Origin of the sequence: Pseudomonas sp. 18173, from assembly GCF_050432945.1 — a bacterium.
Lineage (GTDB): Bacteria > Pseudomonadota > Gammaproteobacteria > Pseudomonadales > Pseudomonadaceae > Aquipseudomonas.
Genome location: NZ_JBKFTN010000035.1, coordinates 1 through 22,453 on the forward strand (window position 1 = coordinate 1; position 22,453 = coordinate 22,453).

Genomic DNA, 22,453 nt, shown 5'->3' on the forward strand with positions numbered 1-22,453 from the left:
AACCTGATGCTCAACGCCGGCGGCGAAGCCGACATCAGCGTGGTCAAGCGCCTGTTCATCGGTGTGGGTCAGGGCCTGAGCCTGTTCGTACGCAAGCTGGGGCTCAAGCTGATCGCCAATCAGGGGCCGGTGCAGATCCAGGCGCAGAACGACAGGCTGGAACTGCTGGCGCGGCATGGCCTGGACATCACCAGCACCGAGGATGAAATCCGCATCACGGCCAAGAAGAAAATCCTCCTCAATGGCGGTGGCAGCTACTTCAGCCTGGAACAGTGCGGTATCGAGTCGGGCACGGCGGGTGACTACAGGGTCAAGTCGGCGCACTTCGAGTACAGCGGACCGGCCAAGCAAGTGCTGGAGACACCCGTGATGCCGCCGTTGAGCGAATACGCGACCAAGCGCCTGGGTCTGACCAAAATCTCCGGCTAATCCGGAACGCCATCGCCTCGTACAACGGCGGCTTCATCACAAGGAACGGATCACCATGCTCGGCTACATTTTTGAGGTCATCAAGGACGAGATCAGCTATCGACGCGAGCGAGCCCGGCGCGCCGCGCTGCCACCCCCTGCACTGGAGACGAAGTCGAGTCCCGCCACACCGTCACTCGGCATGCGCATACTCTCGCCACCTCCGCGACCGGCACCCTCAATGCCGCCGCTGAAGAACTGGAGTCACCCCTTCGGCGACCGTGGCAACCCGTTGCAGCAATTGACCCAACTGGCCAACGCCCAAGCCGGTTACTACCCGTTGGGTCGCAACGGCATGTGGCATGGCGGCGTGCACTTCGATTCCGGTACCACCGGTCCCGATGCTCTGACTCAGGTGCGCTGTCTGGCTGACGGCGAGGTCGTGGCCTACCGCGTTCCCGAGCGCACACCACTTAGCACCTTCTATCCGGAAGCAGGGGGCACCCTCGAAGCGCCGTTTGCTTCGGGGTTCGTGCTGGTCCGGCATCACCTGCAAGCGCCGAAGATGGATGGCAGCAGCGATGAACCGCCTGGCCTGACCTTCTACAGCCTGTACATGCACCTGGAAGATTGGACGCGTTACGAAGCAGACCCAACGCTACAACGTCCCGCGTTCTGGCCCGAACGCAATCTACGGGTCAGGAAGGATGTATCCAATTCTCGTCCTGGCACCTCGGTGCCCAGAGGGTTGGAAACACTCACCCGACCGGCTGAGGACGGTCACATGCTCGACCTGCTGCCGCCCGGCACACCGGTGGTGGTCAGTGGCGAAGGCAAATACCGCAAACTGGAACACACCCGAGGCCCAGCCTTACTCCTCGATTCCGATGGGTCTTTGCAAGGCTATGTTGCCTTCCGCTTTCTGGACCATGTCAGCGGCACGACGTATCGCGTCAGCTTTAACGGTGACAAGCTTCGTGTTCGCCCCACCCCCGATCTCAGACATAAAAAATTGTTCGAATTGAGGTGGGGAACGGAAGTCACCATCAGTGGTGAAGGCGAGTTCCGCAAACTGGAAAGCATCAGCCAATACGTGCTGGCCGCTTCATTGCAAGGCGAACGAGCAGCCGATACGGGCGGGAATGTGGTGGTGCTCGATCAACCCATCCCCATCAAGGCCGGCGAACTGATCGGGCATCTCGGCCCGTATCAGGAATGCGACGAAACCGCGCCACAGCAAAAGCTGCATCTGGAGGTCTTCAGCGATGATGACGTGGAAGCCTTCTTCGCCGCCAGCCGTGCCTGGGCCCAGCGTCTGCCGGACAAACACAATACCTGGCTGAAGCTCGCCAAGGGCACGACTGTGGCAGCGCATCAAGATCACATCAGCGCCAGCCTTTTGCCCATCTGGAGCCGCGACAACCCCCGCAGTGATGCCGACCTGCTGGTGCCCAAAAGCCTGCTCGACAGCTTGCCGTCCGAGCGGAAAATCCGGGTGCCCAACGGTGCCAGCGGAAAAACCTACAACTGGTACCGCCTGGAGGGACTGATCCATGACACGGACGGCAAACCGCTGGACGGCTGGGTGCGTGAGGAAGTGGGTGTCACGCCGTGGGTCAGTCCCTGGTCCTGGGACGGTTACGACGTTCTCTACAACTACGCCCTGCCGCAGTTGAGCCTGTCCTATCTGTTCAGCGTCACGGGCGTGCTCGGGGAAGAGTCGCAGGACCGCCTGCGTGCCCGCGCGGAAAAGTGGGACAAGGGGCGGATGCAGACGCGCCTGTACGAAATCATCGACCGAGACCGCAACGGCCAAATGACCGCCGACGAATTGCAAGCGGCATTGCGCATGCCCGCGAAGGCACAGGCACTGGCGCAGTTGGTGATCTTCAGCGAGAACGAATGGAACTACCGGCAGAGCAAGTGGGATGCCCTGGATGAGGTGCTGGGGCATACCAGTTCGGCGCCGATTTTGAATTGGGTGGCGGAGAAGCAGCGACTCAAGCAGTTGAGTTGGTGGGGGGAGGTGGCGGGGAAAGTGGGGTTGTCTAAAGAGGGGATGGTGTTTCATTTTCATCCGATTGGACTAGCCGCAAATTTCCCGGTGAAAGATGAGTGTCCTTGTGGTTGTTGCTTTGGTGCAAAATTTTTGAGCACGCGCTACGGACAACAGTATGGACCAGTCTACTGGGGCAAAACAAAACTAGCCGATTTCAAAGACTGGGATAACTTAGTTAGAAACGGGGCTGTGACGATTGCGGAGCGCACTATTCTAGTGGCGATGTCTGAGAACGAAGGAAATTTGGATGCTCTACAGTCATACGATAGCGAGATATTGACTGCTGGTGCGATGCAGAAGACGATCAATCTGCAAGGTGCAGGTGAATTATCGCAACAGGTTTATGAGTTCAAGCAGGAACATCCTGATCTTTATCAGTCGTTGTTCATGGATTGCGGTTGGGAAGTAAAGACACAGAATGGAAAGAACTATCTCTATTATGATGGAGTCACTGGAAGCGAATTGAAGGCTTTGCTTCGTGATGGTTTTGATCAGGCAGCATATCAAAGCAAGGAAAAACTGACATCTAAGCCCCTGGCGGCATTTGCCCATGCGATCATTGCGCATGAATACGTTGTCAAGCAAGTTTTGGATTTTGCGCGTCGCCTTCGAATGTCAATGTCTATCTCGCCAGCTGGATATCAGTCTCGCACTATAAGTAACTATATATGTTCTAACTTTGGAAAGGCACTTGTCCTCGATCATCACGTTAACCGTCCCGGTTACGTCTCTAGCGATTTCGGAACTGCTCTTACGGTTTTCTTTAATAAGAATCCGGCCGTGAGTGAAAATCCAGCGAATTGGGGGAGTGATCATGCAAAAAACGAATCTGCTTTGTTGGAAATTTATGGCTCATCACGCCGCATGACTGATGCTTATCTTCGCTATCAAAATCTGAGGAGTAAATTGTGAAGCGCCGTCTTGTAATTTTGTTAACCATCACACTCAGTTCAAGTAATTTCATTTTTGCATCTACTAAACAAGTCGAAATAGAAGAGGCGTCGCACGCTGAGAGCTTTCAATATAGCGATCCCGTTGGCGGTCGATATCGTACCCTGACAATATTAGTCGGCGGCAAAGTTGTGCGAGCCCTCCGAGGAGAAAACAGCAGAGGCGGGACATTTGAACGAATAGATCCGCCAGTGTTGTCAGCAGGCGGCAACTTTGTTTTTCTGAGCCAGATCGAATCCGGCGAAGTCGAGGTTTTAAGTGGGTCGACAGTAAATCACGAGGTCGCCTATTGTGAGTTGGTCGAAGTGCGAAGCGGCTGCATTATCGCAAGAGAAACTGGTGAATTTTGTGGCGGGGCATTTACGAAGGATGGCAAGTGGGAGAATGTACTTTATCCTGAGTTTAACTTAATCTCTGAAGCCCCTAAAGCAAAAAAATATGTAGATGGCACACTGAAGTTTTCAGAATCTCCCGTGTCTTCTTTTGAAAATCTTCTAGCCTGCGATCCGCCTGGCTTTAATAATAAAAATTACTATCGCGCTCTTATCAATCAAAACTCATTCAATTTGGATGGTGCTCAGCGAGAGCGCTTCGAACAAAGTTTCAAGAACTAATAGAGTGGTGACGCCCAACTGCTGCGGCAAGAGCTTGAGCAACTCAAGGCCGCGGTGCTATTTCTCAGCGCCCCCCCAAGGCATCGCATTGACCAGCGGCCAGCACCTGCAACTGGCGGCGCAGCACAACCTGATGCTCAACGCCGGCGGCGAAGCCGACCTCAACGTGGTCAAGCGCCTGTTCATCGGTGTCGGCCAGGGCCTGAGCCTGTTCGTGCGCAAGCTGGGGCTCAAGCTGATCGCCAATCAGGGCGCGGTGCAGATTCAGGTGCAGAACGACAGGCTAGAACTGCTGGCGCGGCATGGCCTGGACATCACCAGCACTGAAGACGAAATCCGCATCACGGCGAAGAAGAAAATCACTCTGAATGGCGGGGGCAGCAACATCACCCTGGATCAGTGCTGCACCGAGTCGGGGGGACGGCAGGGGATTACAAGGCCAAGTCGGCGCATTACGAGTACAGCGGTCCCGCCAGCATGACCGCCACCCATCCGGATTACCCGGTAAGCCTGTCCAAACAAACGCTGAGATTCAGCCTATCGCAGCGCCCAACGCCACTCGTCAAAGCTGGGCGGGCATGCCCTACACGCTCTACGCCGACGGCACCGAGCTCCAACGAGGCGTATTGGACAAGACTGGGCAGCTGCTGATTGATCATCAGGTCGTCACGCGGGGCTACCGGTTGGTCATGGCCAACGGTGTGCCTCACCACATCCCGGTGTCTACCGAATACCGCAATGCCGAGCAGGCACACTTGGCTAATCGCGGGCTGCACCACCACAACGCGCAGCCCCATTCGGAGATGAGCCTACCCACCTCACACACCGATCACCGCGCGCTGTACGACGCGGCGCTGCCCGGAAAGCGGCTACTGGAAAATCAGGTGGAACGGTCATGTCGACGTTTTGGGCCTGGATAGCCATGAGGGTGCTCCATTACGGCCTAAGAGATTTACGGGCCAGCAAAGATCAAAAAATCGCAACTAGCGGCAGCTCCGGGACTGAGTCTCAACGTGATATCGCGGTGAATCCGGTCAACGTAAGAACTGCCGAAAGCTGCGATTTTTTGCAGGGAGTTTTTTGCCGGGAAGTTGCAAATCGCGCTGGTTGGTTCCGGGATCGCTTTGCAGTCCGGCGCGAGCAAGCTCGCTCGCCACATAAGGCTGATTCGATGGGGAGGGGGAGAAAACAGTCTCGCGTTGATGCATCGGAGGATGATGGGGACCGATACATCAACGCCAGGCTGTAAAAAGGGCACAGGCTTCCTTGCCCGAGTCGTGTAGCGGGGTGAATCAGAACTTCGCTTCGGCATCCAGTTGCAGGGTGTTGATGTCCGAATCGGTTTTCTTGATGTTGGCGTTGGTCTGGTCCGAGGTCGCCATGAAGTAAGTCGCGCCCAGGGCGAAGTTCTTGTCCAGGTCGTAGCTCACTTTCAGCTTGCTGCCGCGCGAACCGGTGAAACCGTTGGCGAAGTCGGAGTCGGTGAAGGCACCCACCACAGCGTTACGCTGCACGTCGCGGTAGTTGTAGTCCAGGTTGAAGCCGTAGATCTTGGACTTCACACCGGCCAGCCAGCCAGTGTCCTGGTCGTTGCTGGCATCTTTGTTGTTGACGTACTGACCGTACAGCGACAGCGGTACTGGCAGGTTGGTGAAGTCCAGTTGACCGAAGCCTTCGTACAGTTTGAAGGTTTCGCCCGGGCTGTTGCCGTTGACGGCCAGGGCGCATGGCGCGGTAACGGTGCCGGAGGTAGGGCAGGCACTGTCCTTGTCATTGTCGTAGGAGTAGATGCTGCCGCCCAACGTCATTTTCATGCTGTCGGTGAGGGCAAAGCGCGCGCCCAACTGGCCCGCGTACAGACGCAGGTCGTGCTTGAACTGCACGCCTTCACCGTCGACGTTGTCCTTGAGGGTGTAGTGGCCGGCGCTACCGAACAGCTCGGTGCTGCCGCTCAGCGGGTACTTGTAGGTGACGGCCAGGCCTTCAGGGTTGATGTCGCTATCCCAGATGATGTCGCCCATGCTTACCCATTGTTGCGGCATCTTGCCGCCAACCAGGTGCAGGTTCTTGATCGCGTCAGGGTGGTAGTCGATGTAACCCTGGTCCAGCCAGATCTGCTTCTTGTCGAAGTAGTTGTTCAGGTCCTGGTTGGTCGAGCGAGCGTCGTCGTTGCTGCCGGTGGCAATGCGGATACCGGTGTCGACTTGCGGGTTGATTTCGCTGTAGGCACCCAGGCGGGCACGAATGCGCTGACGGTCCTGGTCCTTGTTGTTTGGCACGCCGTCGTTGTGCACGGTTTCTTCACGGAAACGAACGTCACCCTTGAACTGGGTCTTGGCGGCCCATGCCAGCTTCTGGTCGAAGGTGCTCAGTGCGTCGGTTTTCTTCGCGGTGGCCGCGATTTGCTCGTTGGTCTCTTGCTGAGCCTGACGGGCGATCTGCTGGTCTTTCTGATCCCTGGCCAGCTCGGCTTGCAGTTCACTGTACTGCGCGTTGGTGATCGAGCCGTTAGCCTTGAGCATGTCGAGCAGTTTGGCGTCGACTGCGGCACTGGCCGGAACACTCATGGCCAGCAACAGGCCACCGCACAAGGCCGCCGCAGTTTTCGTGGAAGCAAGACGCATATCAATCTCCGAAGATGAGAGGGGATGACAGAGCCATCCGGGGCACACCGACCGTAAGGGGCGGAAAACAGTGGCCGGGTATAACCCGGCGCTCTAAAAACAGGCGCCAGTATCGCGATGGTTTATTACAGAGCGGTGGCAATGTGATGTCATGTCGATGACGATACAAAGTTGTCGTGAACTATTGAGTTAGAGCACTGTCGTCGTTTTGCCCGTGTGCATTGCGCAGCGATGGGCGATACTCGCGGGGCTTTCACGCCATCAAGAGTGAGGACGGTGATGCCGTTGCAACGCCTGCAAAGACTGTCAGAAATCGCCCCGCAAACCTGGGACGCCCTGGTTCCGCAAAGTCAGCCTTTTCTGCGTCATGCTTTTTTGAGCGCACTGGAAGACAGCGGCAGCGTCGGCCCCCGTTCCGGCTGGCAGCCCGAGCATTTGCTGCATATTGAAGGTGAGCGTTTGATCGCCGCGCTGCCCAGTTATCGCAAGTGGCATTCCTACGGCGAATACGTGTTCGATCACGCCTGGGCCGACGCCTGTGCACGCGCCGGTATCGATTACTATCCCAAACTGTTGACCGCGGTGCCGTTCAGTCCTGTCAGCGGGCCACGGCTGTTGGCGGCCACGGTGGAAGAAGGCTTCGAACTATTGAACAGCCTGCCGGGCTACCTTGAGATAGAAGAGCTTTCCAGCGCCCACATCAACTTCACCGATCCGTTCACCGACGCGGCACTGAGCGAGCAGCCCGGCTGGTTGCAGCGCGTTGGCTGTCAATACCACTGGCAGAATCGCGGCTACCGGGATTTCCAGGACTTCCTCGACGTGCTGAGTTCGCGCAAGCGCAAACAGATGCGCAAGGAGCGCGAGCAGGTGGCGGGGCAGGGTTTTGAGTTCGAATGGCTGGAGGGGCGGGAGCTGAGCCAGGCGCAATGGGATTTCGTCTATGCCTGCTACGCCAATACGTATGCGGTGCGCCGACAGGCGCCGTACCTGACGCGAGAGTTTTTCAGCCTGTTGGCCGAACGCATGCCGGAGTCGATTCGCGTGGTGCTGGCCAAACAGGGTTCACGGCCGGTGGCGATGGCGTTCAGCCTGGTGGGGGGCGACAGCTTTTATGGGCGTTACTGGGGATGCCTGGCGGAGTTCGATCGCCTGCATTTCGAGACCTGTTTCTACCAGGGGATGGACTATGCCATTGCCAACGGTTTCCAGCGTTTCGATGCCGGGGCGCAGGGCGAGCACAAACTGATTCGTGGATTCGAGCCAGTCATTACGCATTCCTGGCACTACCTGCGGCATCCGGGGTTGAAAGCGGCGGTGAAAGACTTTCTGGAACAGGAGCGGCTGGGGGTGTTGGCTTATGCAGAGGATGCGAAGTCAGCCTTGCCTTATCGACAAGGCTGATCTTCACCGTACAGCGTGTCAGTTGTCTTCCTTGCCCAGCCAGCGATAAAGCACACCGCCGACGACCGCACCGAGTAGCGGTGCGACCCAGAACATCCACAGTTGTTGAATCGCCCAGCCGCCGACGATCAGCGCCGGGCCGGTGCTGCGCGCCGGGTTGACCGAGGTGTTGGTGACCGGGATCGAGATCAGGTGGATGAGCGTCAGGCCAAGGCCGATGGCAATCGGTGCCAGTCCGGCCGGTGCACGTTTATCGGTGGCGCCGAGGATGATCAGGATGAACATCGCGGTCATCACCAGTTCAGTCACAAACCCTGCCGCCATCGAGTAGCCGCCAGGCGAGTGTTCGCCGTAGCCGTTGGACGCCAGGCCGCCCGCCAGTTCGAAACCGGGTTTGCCGCTGGCAATGAAGTACAGCAGGGCGGCTGCAATCACGCCGCCAATGACCTGGGCAATGACGTAGGCCGGTAATTCATTGGCCGGGAACCGCCCGCCCACCACCAGGCCGAGGGACACCGCGGGGTTGAGATGACAGCCGGAAATATGGCCGATGGCGAAAGCCATGGTCAGCACGGTCAGGCCAAATGCAAAGGACACCCCGAGCAGGCCGATTCCCACCTGCGGAAAAGCCGCCGCCAATACCGCACTGCCGCAACCACCCAACACCAGCCAGAACGTACCTACCAACTCGGTCGCCGAACGCTTTAACAGAGACATAGGAGAGTGCCCTTTCGAGATTATGCTGCCTTGTACATCCAGCCGATGGACTGCAGAACCACCTCCAGAAGGTTGAAGTGAGTACAGCACGGTTTTTTCAGAATTCCAGCAGGCATAAAAAACCGCCAGGACCCGTGGTTGGCGGGTCCTGGCGGTTTTTTGGGGACTATTGGTCACGCCAATCCCTGTAGGAGCGAGCTCGCTCGCGATGAACCAGAGAACGCCGCGGGCTGTCAGGTTCCCAGCATTATCGTTGACGACCATCGCGAGCGAGCTCGCTCCTACAGGTTATGTGGCCATCCCGAGGATCAATCGATCCCGACAAATCCACCGGTCTGGTGTTGCCACAACCGTGCATACAACCCGCCATGGGCCAGCAGTTCGGCGTGGGTTCCGGTTTCGGCGATCTTGCCGTTTTCCAGCACCACCAGCCGGTCCATCCGGGCGATGGTCGAGAGTCGGTGGGCGATGGCGATCACGGTCTTGCCCTGCATCAGGGTCTCGAGGCTTTCCTGGATCGCCGCTTCGACTTCCGAATCCAGTGCCGACGTGGCCTCGTCCATGATCAGGATCGGCGCGTCCTTGAGCAACACACGGGCAATGGCGATGCGCTGGCGTTGGCCGCCGGAGAGTTTCACTCCGCGCTCGCCGACGTGGGCGTCGAAACCGGTGCGGCCTTCGGCGTCCGAGAGCGAAGGAATGAAACCGTCAGCCCGGGCCTTGTGCACCGCTTCCCAGAGTTGCGCGTCGGTGGCGTCGGGTTTGCCATACAGCAGGTTGTCACGGATCGAGCGGTGCAGCAGCGACGTGTCCTGGGTGATCATGCCGATGCGTTCGCGCAGGCTTTCCTGGCTGACGTGGGCGATATTCTGGCCGTCGATCAGGATGCGGCCGCCTTCAACGTCGTACAGGCGCAGCAGCAGGTTCACCAGGGTCGATTTGCCGGCACCGGACGGGCCGATCAGGCCGATTTTTTCACCGGCCTTGATGGTCAGGCTGAGGCCGCCGATGATCCCGCTTTGCTTGCCGTAGTGGAAATCCACCTGTTCGAAGCGCACTTCGCCACGGGCCACCGCCAAAGGCTTGGCCTGGTCGCGGTCGGTGACGCTGACCGGTTGCGAGATGGTCTGCAGACCGTCCTGCACCATGCCGATGTTCTCGAAGATTCCGGTCACCACCCACATGATCCAGCCGGACATGTTGACGATACGGATCACCAGGCCGGTGGCCAGGGCAATCGCCCCCACGCTGATCAGCGACTGCGTCCACAGCCACAGGGCCAGGCCGGTGGTGCAGACGATCAGCAAGCCGTTCATGCTGGTGATGACCACGTCCATGCTGGTGACCACACGGCCAGCCAGTTGCGCCTTTTCGGTTTGTTCCTTGATCGCTTCGCGGGCGTATTGCTGTTCGAAGTTGGTGTGGGCGAACAGCTTCAGGGTGGTGATGTTGGTGTAGCCGTCGACAATCCGCCCCATGAGTTTGGAGCGCGCATCAGACGCCACCACCGAGCGATCCTTGACCCGTGGCACGAAGAAGTAGAGGGCACCGACGAAGGCGAAGATCCACGTCAGCAGCGGGATCATCAGGCGCCAGTCGGCTTCGGCGAACAGCACCAGCGAACTGATGGCGTAGATCAGCACATGCCACAACGCATCCACGGCTTGCACGGCGGAATCGCGCAGTGAGTTGCCGGTTTGCATGATGCGTTGGGCGATGCGCCCGGCGAAGTCGTTCTGGAAGAAGTTCAGGCTCTGCTTGAGCACGTAGCTGTGGTTTTGCCAGCGGATCATGCTGGTCATGCTGGGGCTCAGGGTCTGGTGCACCAGCAGGTCATGCAAGCCCACGAATATGGGGCGCAGCACCAGCGCGACCACCACCATCCAGGTCAGTTCGAGGGCGTGCTCGCGGAACAGATTGGCGTTCGGCGTGCCTTGGGCCAGGTCGATGATGCGGCTCAGGTAGCTGAACAGCGCCACCTCGATCAATGCGCCAATCAGGCCGACGATCAACAGGGCGGCGAAGCTCGGCCAGACCTGCTTGAGGTAATAAGTGTAGAAAGGGAAGACCCGGTCCGGCGGAGACGCCGTCGGTGCTTCACGGAAAACATCGATCAGTTTTTCAAAGCGGCGATAAAGCATCGGTCGTTCGCCCGCGAGCGGGCTCTCCTTTTAACGGTTTGAGCGTTGCCGGCAAACGCCGGCAACGGCTCGGACATCCTTGTCCAGCTTAGTCTCAGTCGATGCGCTTGGCCGACTTGATGAGCACTGGGTCGGCGGGCACATCCTTCATGCCGCCACGAACGGTGGTTGGCGAATTGACAATGATGTCGACCACATCCATGCCCTTGACCACTTTGGCGAACACGGCATAACCGGCGTCACGGCCTGGATCGAGGAAGTCGTTGTCCTTGACGTTGATGAAGAACTGGCTGGTGGCCGAGTCCGGATCGGAAGTGCGCGCCATCGACAGCGTGCCACGCACGTTATGCAGGCCGTTGCTGGCTTCGTTCTTGATCGGATCCTTGGTCGGTTTCTGCTGCATCGAGGTGGTGAAACCACCGCCCTGGGCCATGAACCCCGGGATCACCCGGTGGAAAATGGTGTTGTTGTAGAAGCCGCTGTCGACGTACGCAAGGAAGTTCTTGGTACTGATCGGGGCCTTGACCGGGTCCAGTTCGATTTCGATCTGGCCGTTGGTGGTCTCCAGCAGCACGTGCGGGGCCTTTTCCGGCGTCGCGGCCATCAGGTTGGCGGCAAACAGGACGGAGCCTGCGGCGAGGGCGATTTTTTTCAGCATGGGTCAGTGATCCTGAGTGGTGGTGTCGACTGCGGACAGAAACTCCAGCAGCGTCTGGTTGAAGTGTTCCGGCTGGTCCAGCGGCGTGGCGTGGCGTGAATCGGCGATCACCACCAGCCGCGCGTCGGGCAGCAGTTTTACGTAGTTTTCCTTCAGCGCCACCGGTGTGTAGTCATGGTCGGCACTGACGATGAGGGTTGGACAGGTGACCTTCGAAAGTCGTTCCTGAACCCCCCAGCCCACAATGGCATCGAAGCTGGCGAGATAAGCATGTTTGTCGTTTTTTGCCCAGCGTTCGGCCATCTTTTGTCGCAAGTCGGCCTGCCCGGGTTTCGGGAACAACTTGTCGCCCAGCGCCTTGCCGATGGTGCCCAGGCTGAGGACGCGCATCAGGCTCCAGCGCTTGAACCACTGCCAATAGTCATCGCGGCTGCGCAGTTTGACCTCGGGCGCGCTGTTGACGATGCACAGGCTCTTGAGCAGTGGCGGCTGATCCACCCCCAGCTGGAAGCCGATCATGCCACCCATGGACAGGCCGACATAGTGGGTCGGACCGAGATCGAGGTGCTCGATCAGTGCAACCAGGTCGGCGCTGAACCCGGCAATGCTGTAGCGCTCCCGGGGTTTGTCCGAACGGCCGTGGCCGCGCACATCCGGGACGATCACCCGGTAGCGGGTGGCCAGTGCCGGGATCTGTTTTTCCCAGTCCAGCGTGCTGGAGCCCAGGCCGTGGACCAGCAGCAGCGGTGTGCCGTGACCATATTCCTCATAGTGCAGGTTGCAACCTTCGTGTTCGAAATAGGCCATGCATACACTCCGTGTCAGGCTTGTTCGGGGGCGGCGAACGGTGCGTCCAGTGGCGCGGTGTCAAACGTACGCAGCAGTTCGATGAGAATCTGCGTGGCCGGCCCGAGCGGTTTGTCCTTGTTCGAGTACAGGTAAAAACTCGGGTTACGACTGCCGCCCTGATCCAACGGTAGCAGCTTGAGCGTACCTTCCTTGAGTTCTCGTTCGATCATGTGCCTGGGCAGCCAGGCAAACCCCAGGCCGCTGCTGACGAAGGTTGCGGCGGTGGCCAGGCTGCCGACGGTCCAGCGCTGTTCGGCACCGAGCCAGCCGACGTCCCGTGGTTGCTGGCGGCCCGAGTCGCGGATCACCACTTGCATCTGGCTTTCCAGGTCCTGGAAGCTCAGTTCGCGGTTGAGGCGGTGCAGGGGATGCTCCGGGTGGGCGACCGCGACGAACTCGACGTCGCTCAATTCCGCGCCCAGGTAACCGGGAATACTGAACCCGGTGATGGCCAGGTCGGCCACACCTTCGAGCAGGACCTCCTCCACGCCCGACAGCACTTCCTCACGCAGACGCACCCGGCAGCCGCGGCTTTGCGGCATGAACGCGGTCAAGGCGCGGACGAGACGGGCACTCGGATAAGCGGCATCGACCACCAGGCGCACTTCGGCTTCCCAACCCTGCTCCATGTGATGGGCGAGGTCTTCGAGTTGACTGGCCTGTTTCACCAGTTGCCGGGAGCGGCGCAATAGCACGCCGCCGGCTTCGGTCAGCACGGCTTTGCGTCCGTCGATGCGCAGCAAGGGCACGCCGAGCTGATCCTGCATGCGTGCCACGGTATAGCTGACTGACGATTGCGAGCGATGCAGCGCTTCGGCGGCCTGGGCGAAACCACCGTGATCGACCACGGCTTGCAACGTTCGCCATTGATCAAGGGTCACGCGGGGCGCTTTCATGTTGAGCTCCTCTTGTCCTAAGCTGGCAGCCCTTATTGGAGGCTGTTGAATGAAAAAATTCTGTTGTGTGCTGCTGGCGCTGCTGCCGCTGACGGCGATGGCTTACCCGATCGATGTGAAAAAAGACCTCAACGGCATGAAGATCGATTACCAGACCTACGACACGGATAACGACATCGGCTCCATCCAGGTGGCCAACTACGGCGACGTCGATGCAAGCTGCAAGGCCGTCTTCATCAATGGCCCGGAAGCACCCCGTACCCGCAAGATCGACGTACCGGCCGGCAAGCACAAAAATGCCACCGCCAAATTCACCCGCAGCATCATCAAGTTGCGCATCGAGCTGAGCTGCACCCCGAAATGAAATCAATCCCCTGTGGGAGCGGGGGGGGGGGGGGGGGGGGGGGGGGGGGGGGGGGGGGGGGGGGGGGGGGGGGGGGGGGGGGGGNAGTTGCGCATCGAGCTGAGCTGCACCCCGAAATGAAATCAATCCCCTGTGGGAGCGGGCTTGCTCGCGAAGGCGTCGTGTCAGTCGAGATCACTTTTGTTGACCCACCGCTTCGCGAGCAAGCCCGCTCCCACAGAGTATGTTGAGCTTATAAACGAATTTATTGATGGGTTATAGCAGTTATTTGCGCTTTTTCATCGATATGACTCTGTTTAACCTTCACTCCATCGACCTACAGCATTCTCAGATGGAGGCTACATCCCATGTCCCGCGTTCTGATCATCGAAAGCAGTGCCCGTCAGCAAGACTCGGTTTCCCGCCAACTGACCCAGACGTTCATCAGCCAGTGGAAAGCCGCTCACCCGAATGACCAGATCACCGTCCGTGACCTGGCCGTCGAGCCGGTGCCGCACCTGGACATCAACCTGCTGGGCGGCTGGATGAAACCCGCCGAGCAGCGCAGCGACATCGAACAGGCCTCCCTGGAGCGCTCCAACCAGTTGACAGACGAATTGCTCGCCGCCGACGTGCTGGTCATGGCCGCCCCCATGTACAACTTTGCGATCCCCAGCACCCTGAAAGCCTGGCTCGACCATGTACTGCGTGCCGGCGTGACCTTCAAGTACACCGAAACCGGTCCGCAAGGCCTGCTCAGCGGCAAGCGCGCCTTTGTGTTGACGGCTCGCGGTGGCATCTATGCTGGCAGCACCGCCGATCACCAGGAACCGTACCTGCGTCAGGTCATGGGCTTCATCGGCATCCACGACGTGACATTCATCCACGCCGAAGGCATGAACCTGGGCGGTGACTTCCAGGAGAAAGGCCTGAACCAGGCCAACGCCAGGCTTTCGCAAGTGGCCTGACCGTTTAATCGCCAGATAATCGCTGGATGGTCTAGTGACCTGGCGCAACCCTTCAAGCCTGTACGCGCATCGAACCTCCCTTCGCACTTGCTGCTCCTGAGTGCTCTGGCCCGATTGAACGCTTTAGCGAGATCGGGCTTTTTTTTGCCTGCGATTTAACCAACTCCTACAAAACCCTGTGGGAGCGGCGGCGCGGCGATCCGACTTGCTCGCGAAGGCGTCTTGTCAGGCACATTAATGTTGGATGTGCCGCCGCCTTCGCGAGCAAGCCCGCTCCCACAGAGGTTTGCGTCATGGCTACTGTCGCGATACGGGACAAAACCCGCTATCGTCGCCGCCATTCGAAATGAGGCGAGCATGGGCTATCTACTTGTTGTCACGCTGATCCAGGCGTTTTCCTTCAGTTTGATCGGCGAATACCTGGCCGGTCATGTCGACAGTTATTTCGCCGTGTTGGTGCGCGTGCTGCTGGCCGGGCTGGTGTTCCTGCCCCTGACCCGCTGGCGCTCGGTGGAACCGGCGTTCATGCGTGGCATGCTGCTGATCGGCGCGTTGCAGTTCGGTGTGACGTACGTCTGCCTGTACTTGAGCTTTCGCGTACTGACGGTGCCGGAGGTGCTGCTGTTCACCATCCTCACGCCCCTGCACGTGACCCTGATCGAGGATGCACTGAATCGTCGGTTCAATCCCTGGGCCCTGGTCGCGGCACTGGTGGCAGTGGCAGGGGCGGCGGTGATTCGCTTTGACCGGATCAACCCGGACTTCTTCATGGGTTTCCTGTTGCTGCAACTGGCCAACTTCACCTACGCCGCCGGGCAGGTGCTTTATAAACACCTGGTCGCGCGCCATCCGAGCGATCTGCCGCATTACCGCCGTTTCGGCTTCTTCTACCTCGGTGCACTGGCGGTGGCATTGCCGGCGTTCCTATTGTTCGGCAAACAGAACTTCCTGCCCGAAGCGCCGCTGCAATGGGGCGTGCTGCTGTTCCTCGGCCTGGTCTCGACCGCTTTGGGGCTCTACTGGTGGAACAAAGGCGCGTGCCTGGTCAACGGCGGGACCCTGGCTGTGATGAACAACCTGCATGTGCCGGTGGGGTTGCTGATCAATCTGCTGATCTGGAACCAGCATGAAGAACTGGGGCGGTTGTTGCTCGGTGGTTCGGTGATTTTGCTGGCGGTGTGGATCAGTCGGTTGGGTGTACGCAAGCCACTGTCTGTCCACTGAATTCTGGGTGAACAGATACCTTTGTGGGAGCGAGCCTGCTCGCGATAGCGGTGTATCAGTCAAGTCGATGCCTGCTGACACTCCCTCATCGCGAGCAGGCTCGCTCCCACAGGGATTCAAGGGTTGCCCAAAAAATCATTTGGGCGCCAATTGATCCACCAGAAACCCGATAAACGCCCGGGTCTTCTGCGGCACCCGCCGTGCCGACGAATACACCGCGTTGATGGTGATCGCCGGGGCCTGCCATTCGCACAGCACCGGCACCAGTCGCCCTGCAGCCAATGCATCCTCGACGATGAAGTCAGGCAGCAGGGCGATGCCCATGCCGGCTTCGGCGGCCTGGGCGAGCAAGTCGCCGTTGTTGGCGTGCAACGGGCCGGTGACGTTCACCCGCTGGGTTTCCTTGCCATTGCACAGTTGCAGGCTGACACCGCTCTGCAGATACCCGTAGTTCAGGCATTGATGGGCGCGCAGATCCTGCGGCGTCTGCGGGATGCCCGCGCGCTCGAGATAAGCAGGAGATGCCACCATGATGCGCGGTGCAGGCGCCAGTTGCCGGGCGATCATCGTTGAGTCCGGCATGCTGGCGATGCGGATGGTTACGTCGAACCCACCCCGCACCGGGTCGACTTGCTGGTCGCTGAGCACCAGTTGCAGCTCGATGTTCGGGTGCAATTCATGAAACAGCGGAATCAACGGTCCCAATCGCCGAAGACCGAACGACATCGGCGCATTGACCCGCAATACACCGCGCAACTCGCCGATGCCGTCACGGGCGCGTTGCTCGGCCTCGTCCAGCGCCGCCAACACCTCTCGTGCCGCTTCGAAATACTCGGCCCCGGCTTCCGTCAGGTGCAGGCTGCGGGTGGTGCGTTGCAGCAGTTGCACGCCGATGGCTTCTTCCAGCGCCTGAATCTGTTTGCTGACCTTCGAGCGTGGCACGTCCATGGCCCTGGCAGCTGCGGCGAAGCCGTTCTCGCCGACCGTGACGACGAAGGCACGCATGCATTCGATGCGATCCATATTGTCCCTATTTTGGAATCAATGATTCTCGATTTTAGGTAATTGTCCCTTTTATGGCTAAGCCCTAAAGTGACATCCAAGCCGACAACAAAGCCTCAGGCGGCAAGGTCGACTGACCCTGAACTCATTCGAAAATATCGACATCAAAAGGAACGTGCCATGTCTATTCGTGAACTGCTCAACCCAACCAACTCCGCCCTGATCCTGATCGACCACCAGCCGCAAATGGCATTCGGCGTTCAGTCCATCGACCGTCAGACCCTGAAGAACAACACCGTGGGCCTGGCCAAGGCGGCGAAGATCTTCAACGTGCCGACTATCTACACTTCGGTCGAAACCGAAAGTTTCAGCGGATACATCTGGCCGGAATTGTTGGCGGTGCACCCGGATCAAAAGCCGATCGAGCGCACTTCGATGAACTCCTGGGAAGACAAGGCACTGGTTGACGCGGTGAAAGCCACCGGGCGCAAAAAACTGATCATCGCGGCGCTGTGGACTGAGGTCTGCCTGACGTTCCCGGCATTGGAAGCCCTGGCTGAAGGCTACGAGGTCTACATCGTCACCGACGCTTCCGGTGGCACCAGCAAGGAAGCCCACGACATGTCGGTGCAACGGATGATTCAGGCTGGCGCGGTACCGGTGACCTGGCAGCAGGTGCTGCTCGAATACCAGCGTGACTGGGCGCACAAGGACACTTACGAGGCGGTCATGGAACTGGTGCTGGAACACAGCGGCGCGTACGGCATGGGCGTGGATTACGCCTACACCATGGTGCACAAGGCGCCGCAGCGCCAGGCCAGGTAAGCCGCCCATTTTCAATCGCAAGCAGTCCCGGTGGGAGCGAGCAGACTCGCTCCCACTTTCGTTTTGTGTTGTCAGGCTGACCGCGTTGTGTCGTTAATTTGCAGCGCCCGTAGGCACTGCGCTTGGGCGTTTATCGTATGCCTTGACCCATCTGGATATCGGTTTTTCTATGAGGTTGTAGCTCAAGCCCGATATCACGGTAACAAGGCCGATAATGATCGCCAGCGTAGTAACAGGGCCGAGGTTCAACACCTGCTGGATTTTTATCATGTAAGAAATGACCAGTACATGACACAGATAAGTTGAGTAGGACCAATCGCCCAGTTTGTTGATTATTTCAACTCTGGAGAAAAAGCGTTCTTGAGATATCGCTGCAACCAAAATGGCGGTGCAGGGCAGGCCTGATCTCCAGGGAGAGTGAATGATCCGGCCGTAATAAATGATTACACCGATGGCCACCGCTACCATCATCAATGCTGCAATCAAAGGGATACGCTGTACCCACTTCTTTTGATAGGCGTAAGCGATGATTATCCCGAATGTAAATTCATACACGATTGAGTTGTGGTAGAAATCAAAGCTGCCGCCGAGGTGCCGCAGCACTTTGTACAGCAGGAAAACGCCAAGGATGATAATGGGGACTCTGAATTTTTCCGGCGAGAACAGGCTGGCCAGAAAAACGCCGTAAAACGCCATCTCGTAATTGAGTGTCCAGCCAACCGTCATCAGTGGGAAAAAACCGATTCCCGAAGGATTTTGTGCGGGAATGAACATCAGGCTTTTCAGGAGGAACACAGGCTCAAATGCCGTCAGTGGTACCAGCCCCGGTAACACCATCAATGTGACTGCCGTGATGAGACTGAACGCCCAGTACGCCGGTGCAATTCTGGCCAAACGATGGCGGATGAATGTCCATGGCGATATGTCTTTACCGGTAGAGGACAGGTAAATGACAAAACCACTGATGACAAAGAACAAATCTACGCCAATGTCCCCATACCGCTGGATTGCAACGGACACCGGGTCGGTCAGCTGAGAGTTGTAGACGAGTTGCATGTAGTGATAAAGGACCACTATCCATGCCGCAAGCGCGCGCAGCGATTGAATTGAATTGAGCATTGTCTGACGCATCTGCCAAAAGAGTCGAGTATAACGGCACGGCCCTGGAGTCGCTTACGTTTGCTGATCAAGCGCTCCCGGGTAACGATTGCAGCGGCTCACAAGGTTTTTTTCATATCGCTGATATGGCTCGCCCCCAGCACCGCCGGCAATATCCCCGCACGCAAATCCGTACCGCTGGGTTGCTGATACAGGTTCAGCCCGAACTCTGGCAGTACCGCCAGCAGGTAGTCGAAAATATCCCCCTGGATCCGCTCGTAATCGGCCCACGCCGTGGTGCCGGTAAAACAGTAGATTTCCAGCGGAATACCCTGGGCCGTGGTCTGCATCTGGCGGACCATGCAGGTCATGTTCGGCTGGATCCCCGGGTGACTCTTCAGGTAGGCCAGCGCATAGGCGCGGAACGTGCCGATATTGGTCATCCGCCGGCGGTTGGCCGACATGGCCGCGACGTTGCCCTGGGCTTCGTTCCAGGCCTTGAGCTCGGCCTGTTTGCGGGTGATATAGTCGGTGAGCAGGTGCACCTGGGACAGCTTCAGCTCTTCGTCGTCACGCAGAAAACGTACACCACTGGCGTCGATGAACAGGCTGCGCTTGATTCGGCGGCCGCCGGAAGCCTGCATGCCGCGCCAGTTCTTGAACGACTCGGACATCAGCCGCCAGGTCGGAATCGAGACGATCGTCTTGTCGAAGTTCTGCACCTTGACCGTGTGCAGGGTGATGTCCACCACATCACCGTCGGCGCCCACCTGAGGCATCTCGATCCAGTCGCCGACCCGCAGCATGTCGTTGCTGGTCAACTGTACGCTGGCGACGAACGACAGCAGCGTGTCCTTGTAGACCAACAGGATCACCGCCGACATGGCGCCCAGGCCCGACAGCAGCAACAGTGGCGAGCGGTCGATCAGCGTGGCGACGATGATGATCGCGCCAAACACGTACAAGACCATTTTCGCCAGTTGCACATAGCCTTTGATCGAGCGGGTGCGGGCGTGCTCGGTGCGCGCGTAGATATCCAGCAGGGCATTGAGCAGGGCGCAGACCGCCAGCAGCAGGAACAGCAAGGTGAAGGACAGCGCGACGTTGCCGAGGAATTTCAGGCTGGTTTTGCTCAGGTCCGGCACCAGATTCAGACCGAACTGGATCACCAGCGAAGGCGTGATCTGCGCCAGGCGATGGAACACCTTGTTCTGCAGGAAATCATTGATCCAGTGCAAGGCCGGCTGGCGACCGAGCATTTTGGTCGCGTGCAAAATGAGGTAGCGCGCCACCCGTCCGAGGAACAGCGCCAGCGCCAGAAGCAACAGCAGCGACAGGCTGGAGTGCACGAGCGGGTGCTGATCGAGAGTGCCCCAAAGGTCCAGGGCGTTGATCCAGAGCTGTTTGATATCCATGGTTAAAACGATTCTTCTGTCAGGCGCGAGGAGCGATTAGAGCATTTAAGACGCTTTGTATTACGTTCGGAGAAAAATCAGGCAACAAAAAACCAACTGTTTACCGCCATTTGTATAAAGAAACTCGGCCTGAGCGCTCGAAACCGTTACCCTATGCAGCTGTTTTTTTGCATTTCTTCGAGGTAGCACCCGTGTTTTCCCAATTCGCCCTGCACGAACGCCTGCTCAAAGCCGTGGCCGAGCTGAAATTTGTCGAGCCAACGCCTGTGCAAGCCGCGGCCATTCCGCTGGCGCTCCAGGGGCGTGACCTGCGGGTGACGGCGCAAACCGGTAGCGGCAAAACCGCTGCATTCGTCTTGCCTATCCTCAACCGTCTGATCGGCCCGGCGAAAATCCGCGTCAGCATCAAGACCCTGATCCTGCTGCCAACCCGCGAACTGGCCCAGCAGACTTTGAAGGAAGTTGAACGCTTCTCGCAGTTCACCTTCATCAAGTCCGGCCTGATCACCGGCGGCGAAGACTTCAAGGTCCAGGCCGCGATGCTGCGCAAGGTGCCGGACATCCTGATCGGTACGCCGGGCCGGATGATCGAGCAACTGAACGCCGGCAACCTCGACCTCAAGGAAGTCGAAGTGCTGGTGCTCGACGAAGCCGACCGCATGCTCGACATGGGCTTTGCCGAAGACGTGCAGCGCCTGGTGGACGAATGTCCGAATCGTCAGCAGACCATGCTGTTCTCCGCCACCACGGGCGGTTCCGGCCTGCGCGAAATGATCGCCAAGGTCCTGAACAACCCTGAGCACCTGCAGCTCAACGCGGTCAGCCAGCTCAACGACACCACTCGCCAGCAAATCATCACCGCAGACCACAACCAGCACAAAGAACAGATCGTCAATTGGCTGCTGGCCAACGAGACCTATCAGAAGGCCATCGTCTTCACCAACACCCGGGCCATGGCCGACCGCATCTACGGTCGCCTGGTGGCGCAGGAATACAAAGCGTTCGTGCTGCACGGCGAGAAAGACCAGAAGGATCGCAAACTGGCGATCGACCGCCTGAAGCAGGGCGGCGTGAAAATCCTTGTCGCCACTGACGTCGCCGCTCGCGGCCTGGACGTCGACGGCCTGGACCTGGTGATCAACTTCGACATGCCACGCAGCGGCGACGAGTATGTTCACCGCATCGGTCGTACCGGCCGCGCCGGTAACGATGGCCTGGCCATCTCGCTGATCTGCCACGGCGACTGGAACCTGATGTCGAGCATCGAGCGCTACCTCAAGCAGAGCTTCGAGCGTCGTACCATCAAGGAAGTCAAAGGCACCTACGGTGGACCGAAAAAGGTCAAGGCCTCGGGCAAGGCCGTCGGCGTCAAGAAGAAAAAGACCGACGCCAAGGGCGACAAGAAGAAAACCGCCGCCAAGACCCCGACCAAGCGCAAGAGCGTCAACCGGCCGAAGAGCGATTCCCTGGTCAGCAAGGACGGCATGGCGCCGCTCAAGCGCCGCAAGCCGGAAGCGCCGGCAGCTGAGTAAGTCGTTGTCGTGACCCAAAAAACCGGACAGATGTCCGGTTTTTTTATGCTCGGGATTTGTGAAGTGATCAGCTCTCGCCACGGCATGGTCAGATCCTCGGAATCGACCGGTGCCAGTTAAAAACTGTTACCCATGTGCTTGAACTGTTTTGTTACCTATGTGGTTGATCCCTTCACCTGCTTATCTGGCGCTGCGCGAGAGGTGCAGGATTTGGGTGAAGGTGCCATCGGAATTGGGCTCCGTACTCATTTCACCGCTAAACCCGGCGTATTCCCCTGTAGCACCAATTACCGCGACAATCGACTGGCCGGATTCATGCTCCTGTCCGGCGACGACGATACTGGCGGTCGTTTTGCCTGTCGCGTCGGTGAATAGCAGGGTCCATTGGCACTGGCTGTGCTTTTCGGGGAGGGTATTGACGCAGTATCCGCTATTGCTTCCGATATCTTTTCGTTGCTCGTTCATCAGTGGCTGGTCGAACACAAACAAGTCACCCTGCGATGGGCCGGGCGGACCGAGGTCAATCGGGGTCTTGATGCCACGGGTGCCGTCGGCATAGGTGATCAGGGTGAGTGTCTCGGTTTCATGGGCGTGCGCAATGACGGGCATGCTTATCAACATCAGGCATAGCGCGCGAAGGGCGAAGTTATTCATGTATTTCGGCTCGTGTTATGAAAGAGCTGCATTAGCGGCAAAGAATAACGGGCGGGCCTGAGCGCGGCGAA

The 22,453-nt window shown here is 58.6% G+C and carries 21 protein-coding genes; 11 read left to right on the plus strand and 10 right to left on the minus strand.

Going from position 1 to position 22,453, the window contains the following annotated elements; all coding sequences use genetic code 11:
• The 5 genes from ACLD1X_RS26975 to ACLD1X_RS26995 all read left to right on the plus strand — a co-directional run.
• A partial coding sequence (locus tag ACLD1X_RS26975) for a DUF2345 domain-containing protein (RefSeq protein WP_429373010.1) occupies nucleotides 1-429 on the plus strand: 429 nt, incomplete at its 5' end.
• 55 nt (nucleotides 430-484) lie between these two features.
• Nucleotides 485-3,379, plus strand: coding sequence for a hypothetical protein (locus ACLD1X_RS26980; RefSeq protein WP_429373012.1), 2,895 nt, complete (start codon nucleotides 485-487; stop codon nucleotides 3,377-3,379).
• Nucleotides 3,376-4,032, plus strand: coding sequence for a hypothetical protein (locus ACLD1X_RS26985; RefSeq protein WP_429373014.1), 657 nt, complete (start codon nucleotides 3,376-3,378; stop codon nucleotides 4,030-4,032). Before ACLD1X_RS26980 ends, ACLD1X_RS26985 begins: the two co-directional genes overlap by 4 nt.
• Before the next feature lie 88 nt (nucleotides 4,033-4,120).
• Entirely contained in the window at nucleotides 4,121-4,513 is a 393-nt protein-coding gene (locus tag ACLD1X_RS26990) for a DUF2345 domain-containing protein (protein ID WP_429373016.1), read from the plus strand.
• A 97-nt stretch (nucleotides 4,514-4,610) separates the two neighbouring features.
• Complete coding sequence (locus tag ACLD1X_RS26995; protein ID WP_429373018.1) at nucleotides 4,611-4,952, plus strand: hypothetical protein; 342 nt, start codon at nucleotides 4,611-4,613, stop codon at nucleotides 4,950-4,952.
• A 372-nt stretch (nucleotides 4,953-5,324) separates the two neighbouring features.
• Here ACLD1X_RS26995 and ACLD1X_RS27000 read toward each other — a convergent pair whose 3' ends face one another.
• A complete protein-coding gene (locus ACLD1X_RS27000; RefSeq protein ID WP_429373020.1) occupies nucleotides 5,325-6,656 on the minus strand; it encodes a putative porin in 1,332 nt (443 codons plus the stop codon).
• A gap of 279 nt (nucleotides 6,657-6,935) precedes the next feature.
• Between ACLD1X_RS27000 and ACLD1X_RS27005 the strand changes: the two genes are divergently transcribed.
• Nucleotides 6,936-8,060 carry a GNAT family N-acetyltransferase gene (locus ACLD1X_RS27005; protein ID WP_429373022.1) on the plus strand — a complete coding sequence of 375 codons (1,125 nt, stop codon included), beginning with the start codon at nucleotides 6,936-6,938 and terminating at the stop codon, nucleotides 8,058-8,060.
• Nucleotides 8,061-8,078: 18 nt separating this feature from the next.
• Here the strand turns inward: ACLD1X_RS27005 and aqpZ are convergent, their stop codons facing one another.
• The 5 genes from aqpZ to ACLD1X_RS27030 all read right to left on the minus strand — a co-directional run bounded on the left by aqpZ (nucleotide 8,079) and on the right by ACLD1X_RS27030 (nucleotide 13,321).
• The gene (gene aqpZ, locus ACLD1X_RS27010; protein ID WP_429373024.1) at nucleotides 8,079-8,777 is read right to left on the minus strand and encodes an aquaporin Z; all 699 of its coding nucleotides are present in this window, start codon (nucleotides 8,775-8,777) and stop codon (nucleotides 8,079-8,081) included.
• Nucleotides 8,778-9,085: 308 nt separating this feature from the next.
• Entirely contained in the window at nucleotides 9,086-10,918 is a 1,833-nt protein-coding gene (locus tag ACLD1X_RS27015; protein ID WP_429373026.1) for an ABC transporter ATP-binding protein, read from the minus strand.
• 94 nt (nucleotides 10,919-11,012) lie between these two features.
• Nucleotides 11,013-11,576 (minus strand): peptidylprolyl isomerase, encoded by a 564-nt coding sequence (locus ACLD1X_RS27020; protein WP_429373028.1) that lies wholly within the window; start codon nucleotides 11,574-11,576, stop codon nucleotides 11,013-11,015.
• A 3-nt stretch (nucleotides 11,577-11,579) separates the two neighbouring features.
• The gene (locus ACLD1X_RS27025; RefSeq protein WP_429373030.1) at nucleotides 11,580-12,383 is read right to left on the minus strand and encodes an alpha/beta fold hydrolase; all 804 of its coding nucleotides are present in this window, start codon (nucleotides 12,381-12,383) and stop codon (nucleotides 11,580-11,582) included.
• A gap of 14 nt (nucleotides 12,384-12,397) precedes the next feature.
• Nucleotides 12,398-13,321, minus strand: coding sequence for a LysR family transcriptional regulator (locus ACLD1X_RS27030; protein ID WP_008018223.1), 924 nt, complete (start codon nucleotides 13,319-13,321; stop codon nucleotides 12,398-12,400).
• 49 nt (nucleotides 13,322-13,370) lie between these two features.
• On the opposite strand from ACLD1X_RS27030, the gene ACLD1X_RS27035 reads away from it, so the two are divergent.
• From ACLD1X_RS27035 to ACLD1X_RS27045, 3 genes are all read left to right on the plus strand, one after another.
• Nucleotides 13,371-13,685, plus strand: a complete 315-nt coding sequence (locus ACLD1X_RS27035; protein ID WP_429373032.1) for a 3-phosphoglycerate kinase — start codon at nucleotides 13,371-13,373, stop codon at nucleotides 13,683-13,685.
• A 347-nt stretch (nucleotides 13,686-14,032) separates the two neighbouring features.
• The gene (locus ACLD1X_RS27040; protein WP_429373034.1) at nucleotides 14,033-14,632 is read left to right on the plus strand and encodes an FMN-dependent NADH-azoreductase; all 600 of its coding nucleotides are present in this window, start codon (nucleotides 14,033-14,035) and stop codon (nucleotides 14,630-14,632) included.
• A 357-nt stretch (nucleotides 14,633-14,989) separates the two neighbouring features.
• On the plus strand, nucleotides 14,990-15,856 hold the full coding sequence (locus ACLD1X_RS27045) for a carboxylate/amino acid/amine transporter (RefSeq protein WP_429373036.1): 867 nt from the start codon (nucleotides 14,990-14,992) through the stop codon (nucleotides 15,854-15,856).
• Nucleotides 15,857-15,991: 135 nt separating this feature from the next.
• Here the strand turns inward: ACLD1X_RS27045 and ACLD1X_RS27050 are convergent, their stop codons facing one another.
• Nucleotides 15,992-16,879, minus strand: coding sequence for a LysR substrate-binding domain-containing protein (locus ACLD1X_RS27050; protein WP_429373038.1), 888 nt, complete (start codon nucleotides 16,877-16,879; stop codon nucleotides 15,992-15,994).
• 159 nt (nucleotides 16,880-17,038) lie between these two features.
• Here ACLD1X_RS27050 and ACLD1X_RS27055 point away from each other — a divergent pair, with 159 nt between their 5' ends.
• Nucleotides 17,039-17,683, plus strand: coding sequence for a hydrolase (locus ACLD1X_RS27055; RefSeq protein WP_111280369.1), 645 nt, complete (start codon nucleotides 17,039-17,041; stop codon nucleotides 17,681-17,683).
• Between the two features lie 93 nt (nucleotides 17,684-17,776).
• Here ACLD1X_RS27055 and ACLD1X_RS27060 read toward each other — a convergent pair whose 3' ends face one another.
• On the minus strand, nucleotides 17,777-18,802 hold the full coding sequence (locus tag ACLD1X_RS27060) for an acyltransferase family protein (RefSeq protein ID WP_429373040.1): 1,026 nt from the start codon (nucleotides 18,800-18,802) through the stop codon (nucleotides 17,777-17,779).
• A gap of 98 nt (nucleotides 18,803-18,900) precedes the next feature.
• The gene (locus ACLD1X_RS27065) at nucleotides 18,901-20,196 is read right to left on the minus strand and encodes a mechanosensitive ion channel family protein (RefSeq protein ID WP_429373042.1); all 1,296 of its coding nucleotides are present in this window, start codon (nucleotides 20,194-20,196) and stop codon (nucleotides 18,901-18,903) included.
• A 191-nt stretch (nucleotides 20,197-20,387) separates the two neighbouring features.
• Here ACLD1X_RS27065 and ACLD1X_RS27070 point away from each other — a divergent pair, with 191 nt between their 5' ends.
• Nucleotides 20,388-21,728: a DEAD/DEAH box helicase gene (locus ACLD1X_RS27070; protein WP_007984884.1), complete on the plus strand. Its 1,341-nt coding sequence runs from the start codon at nucleotides 20,388-20,390 to the stop codon at nucleotides 21,726-21,728.
• 180 nt (nucleotides 21,729-21,908) lie between these two features.
• Here the strand turns inward: ACLD1X_RS27070 and ACLD1X_RS27075 are convergent, their stop codons facing one another.
• Nucleotides 21,909-22,382 carry a hypothetical protein gene (locus ACLD1X_RS27075; protein ID WP_429373045.1) on the minus strand — a complete coding sequence of 158 codons (474 nt, stop codon included), beginning with the start codon at nucleotides 22,380-22,382 and terminating at the stop codon, nucleotides 21,909-21,911.
• Nucleotides 22,383-22,453 lie beyond the last annotated feature (71 nt).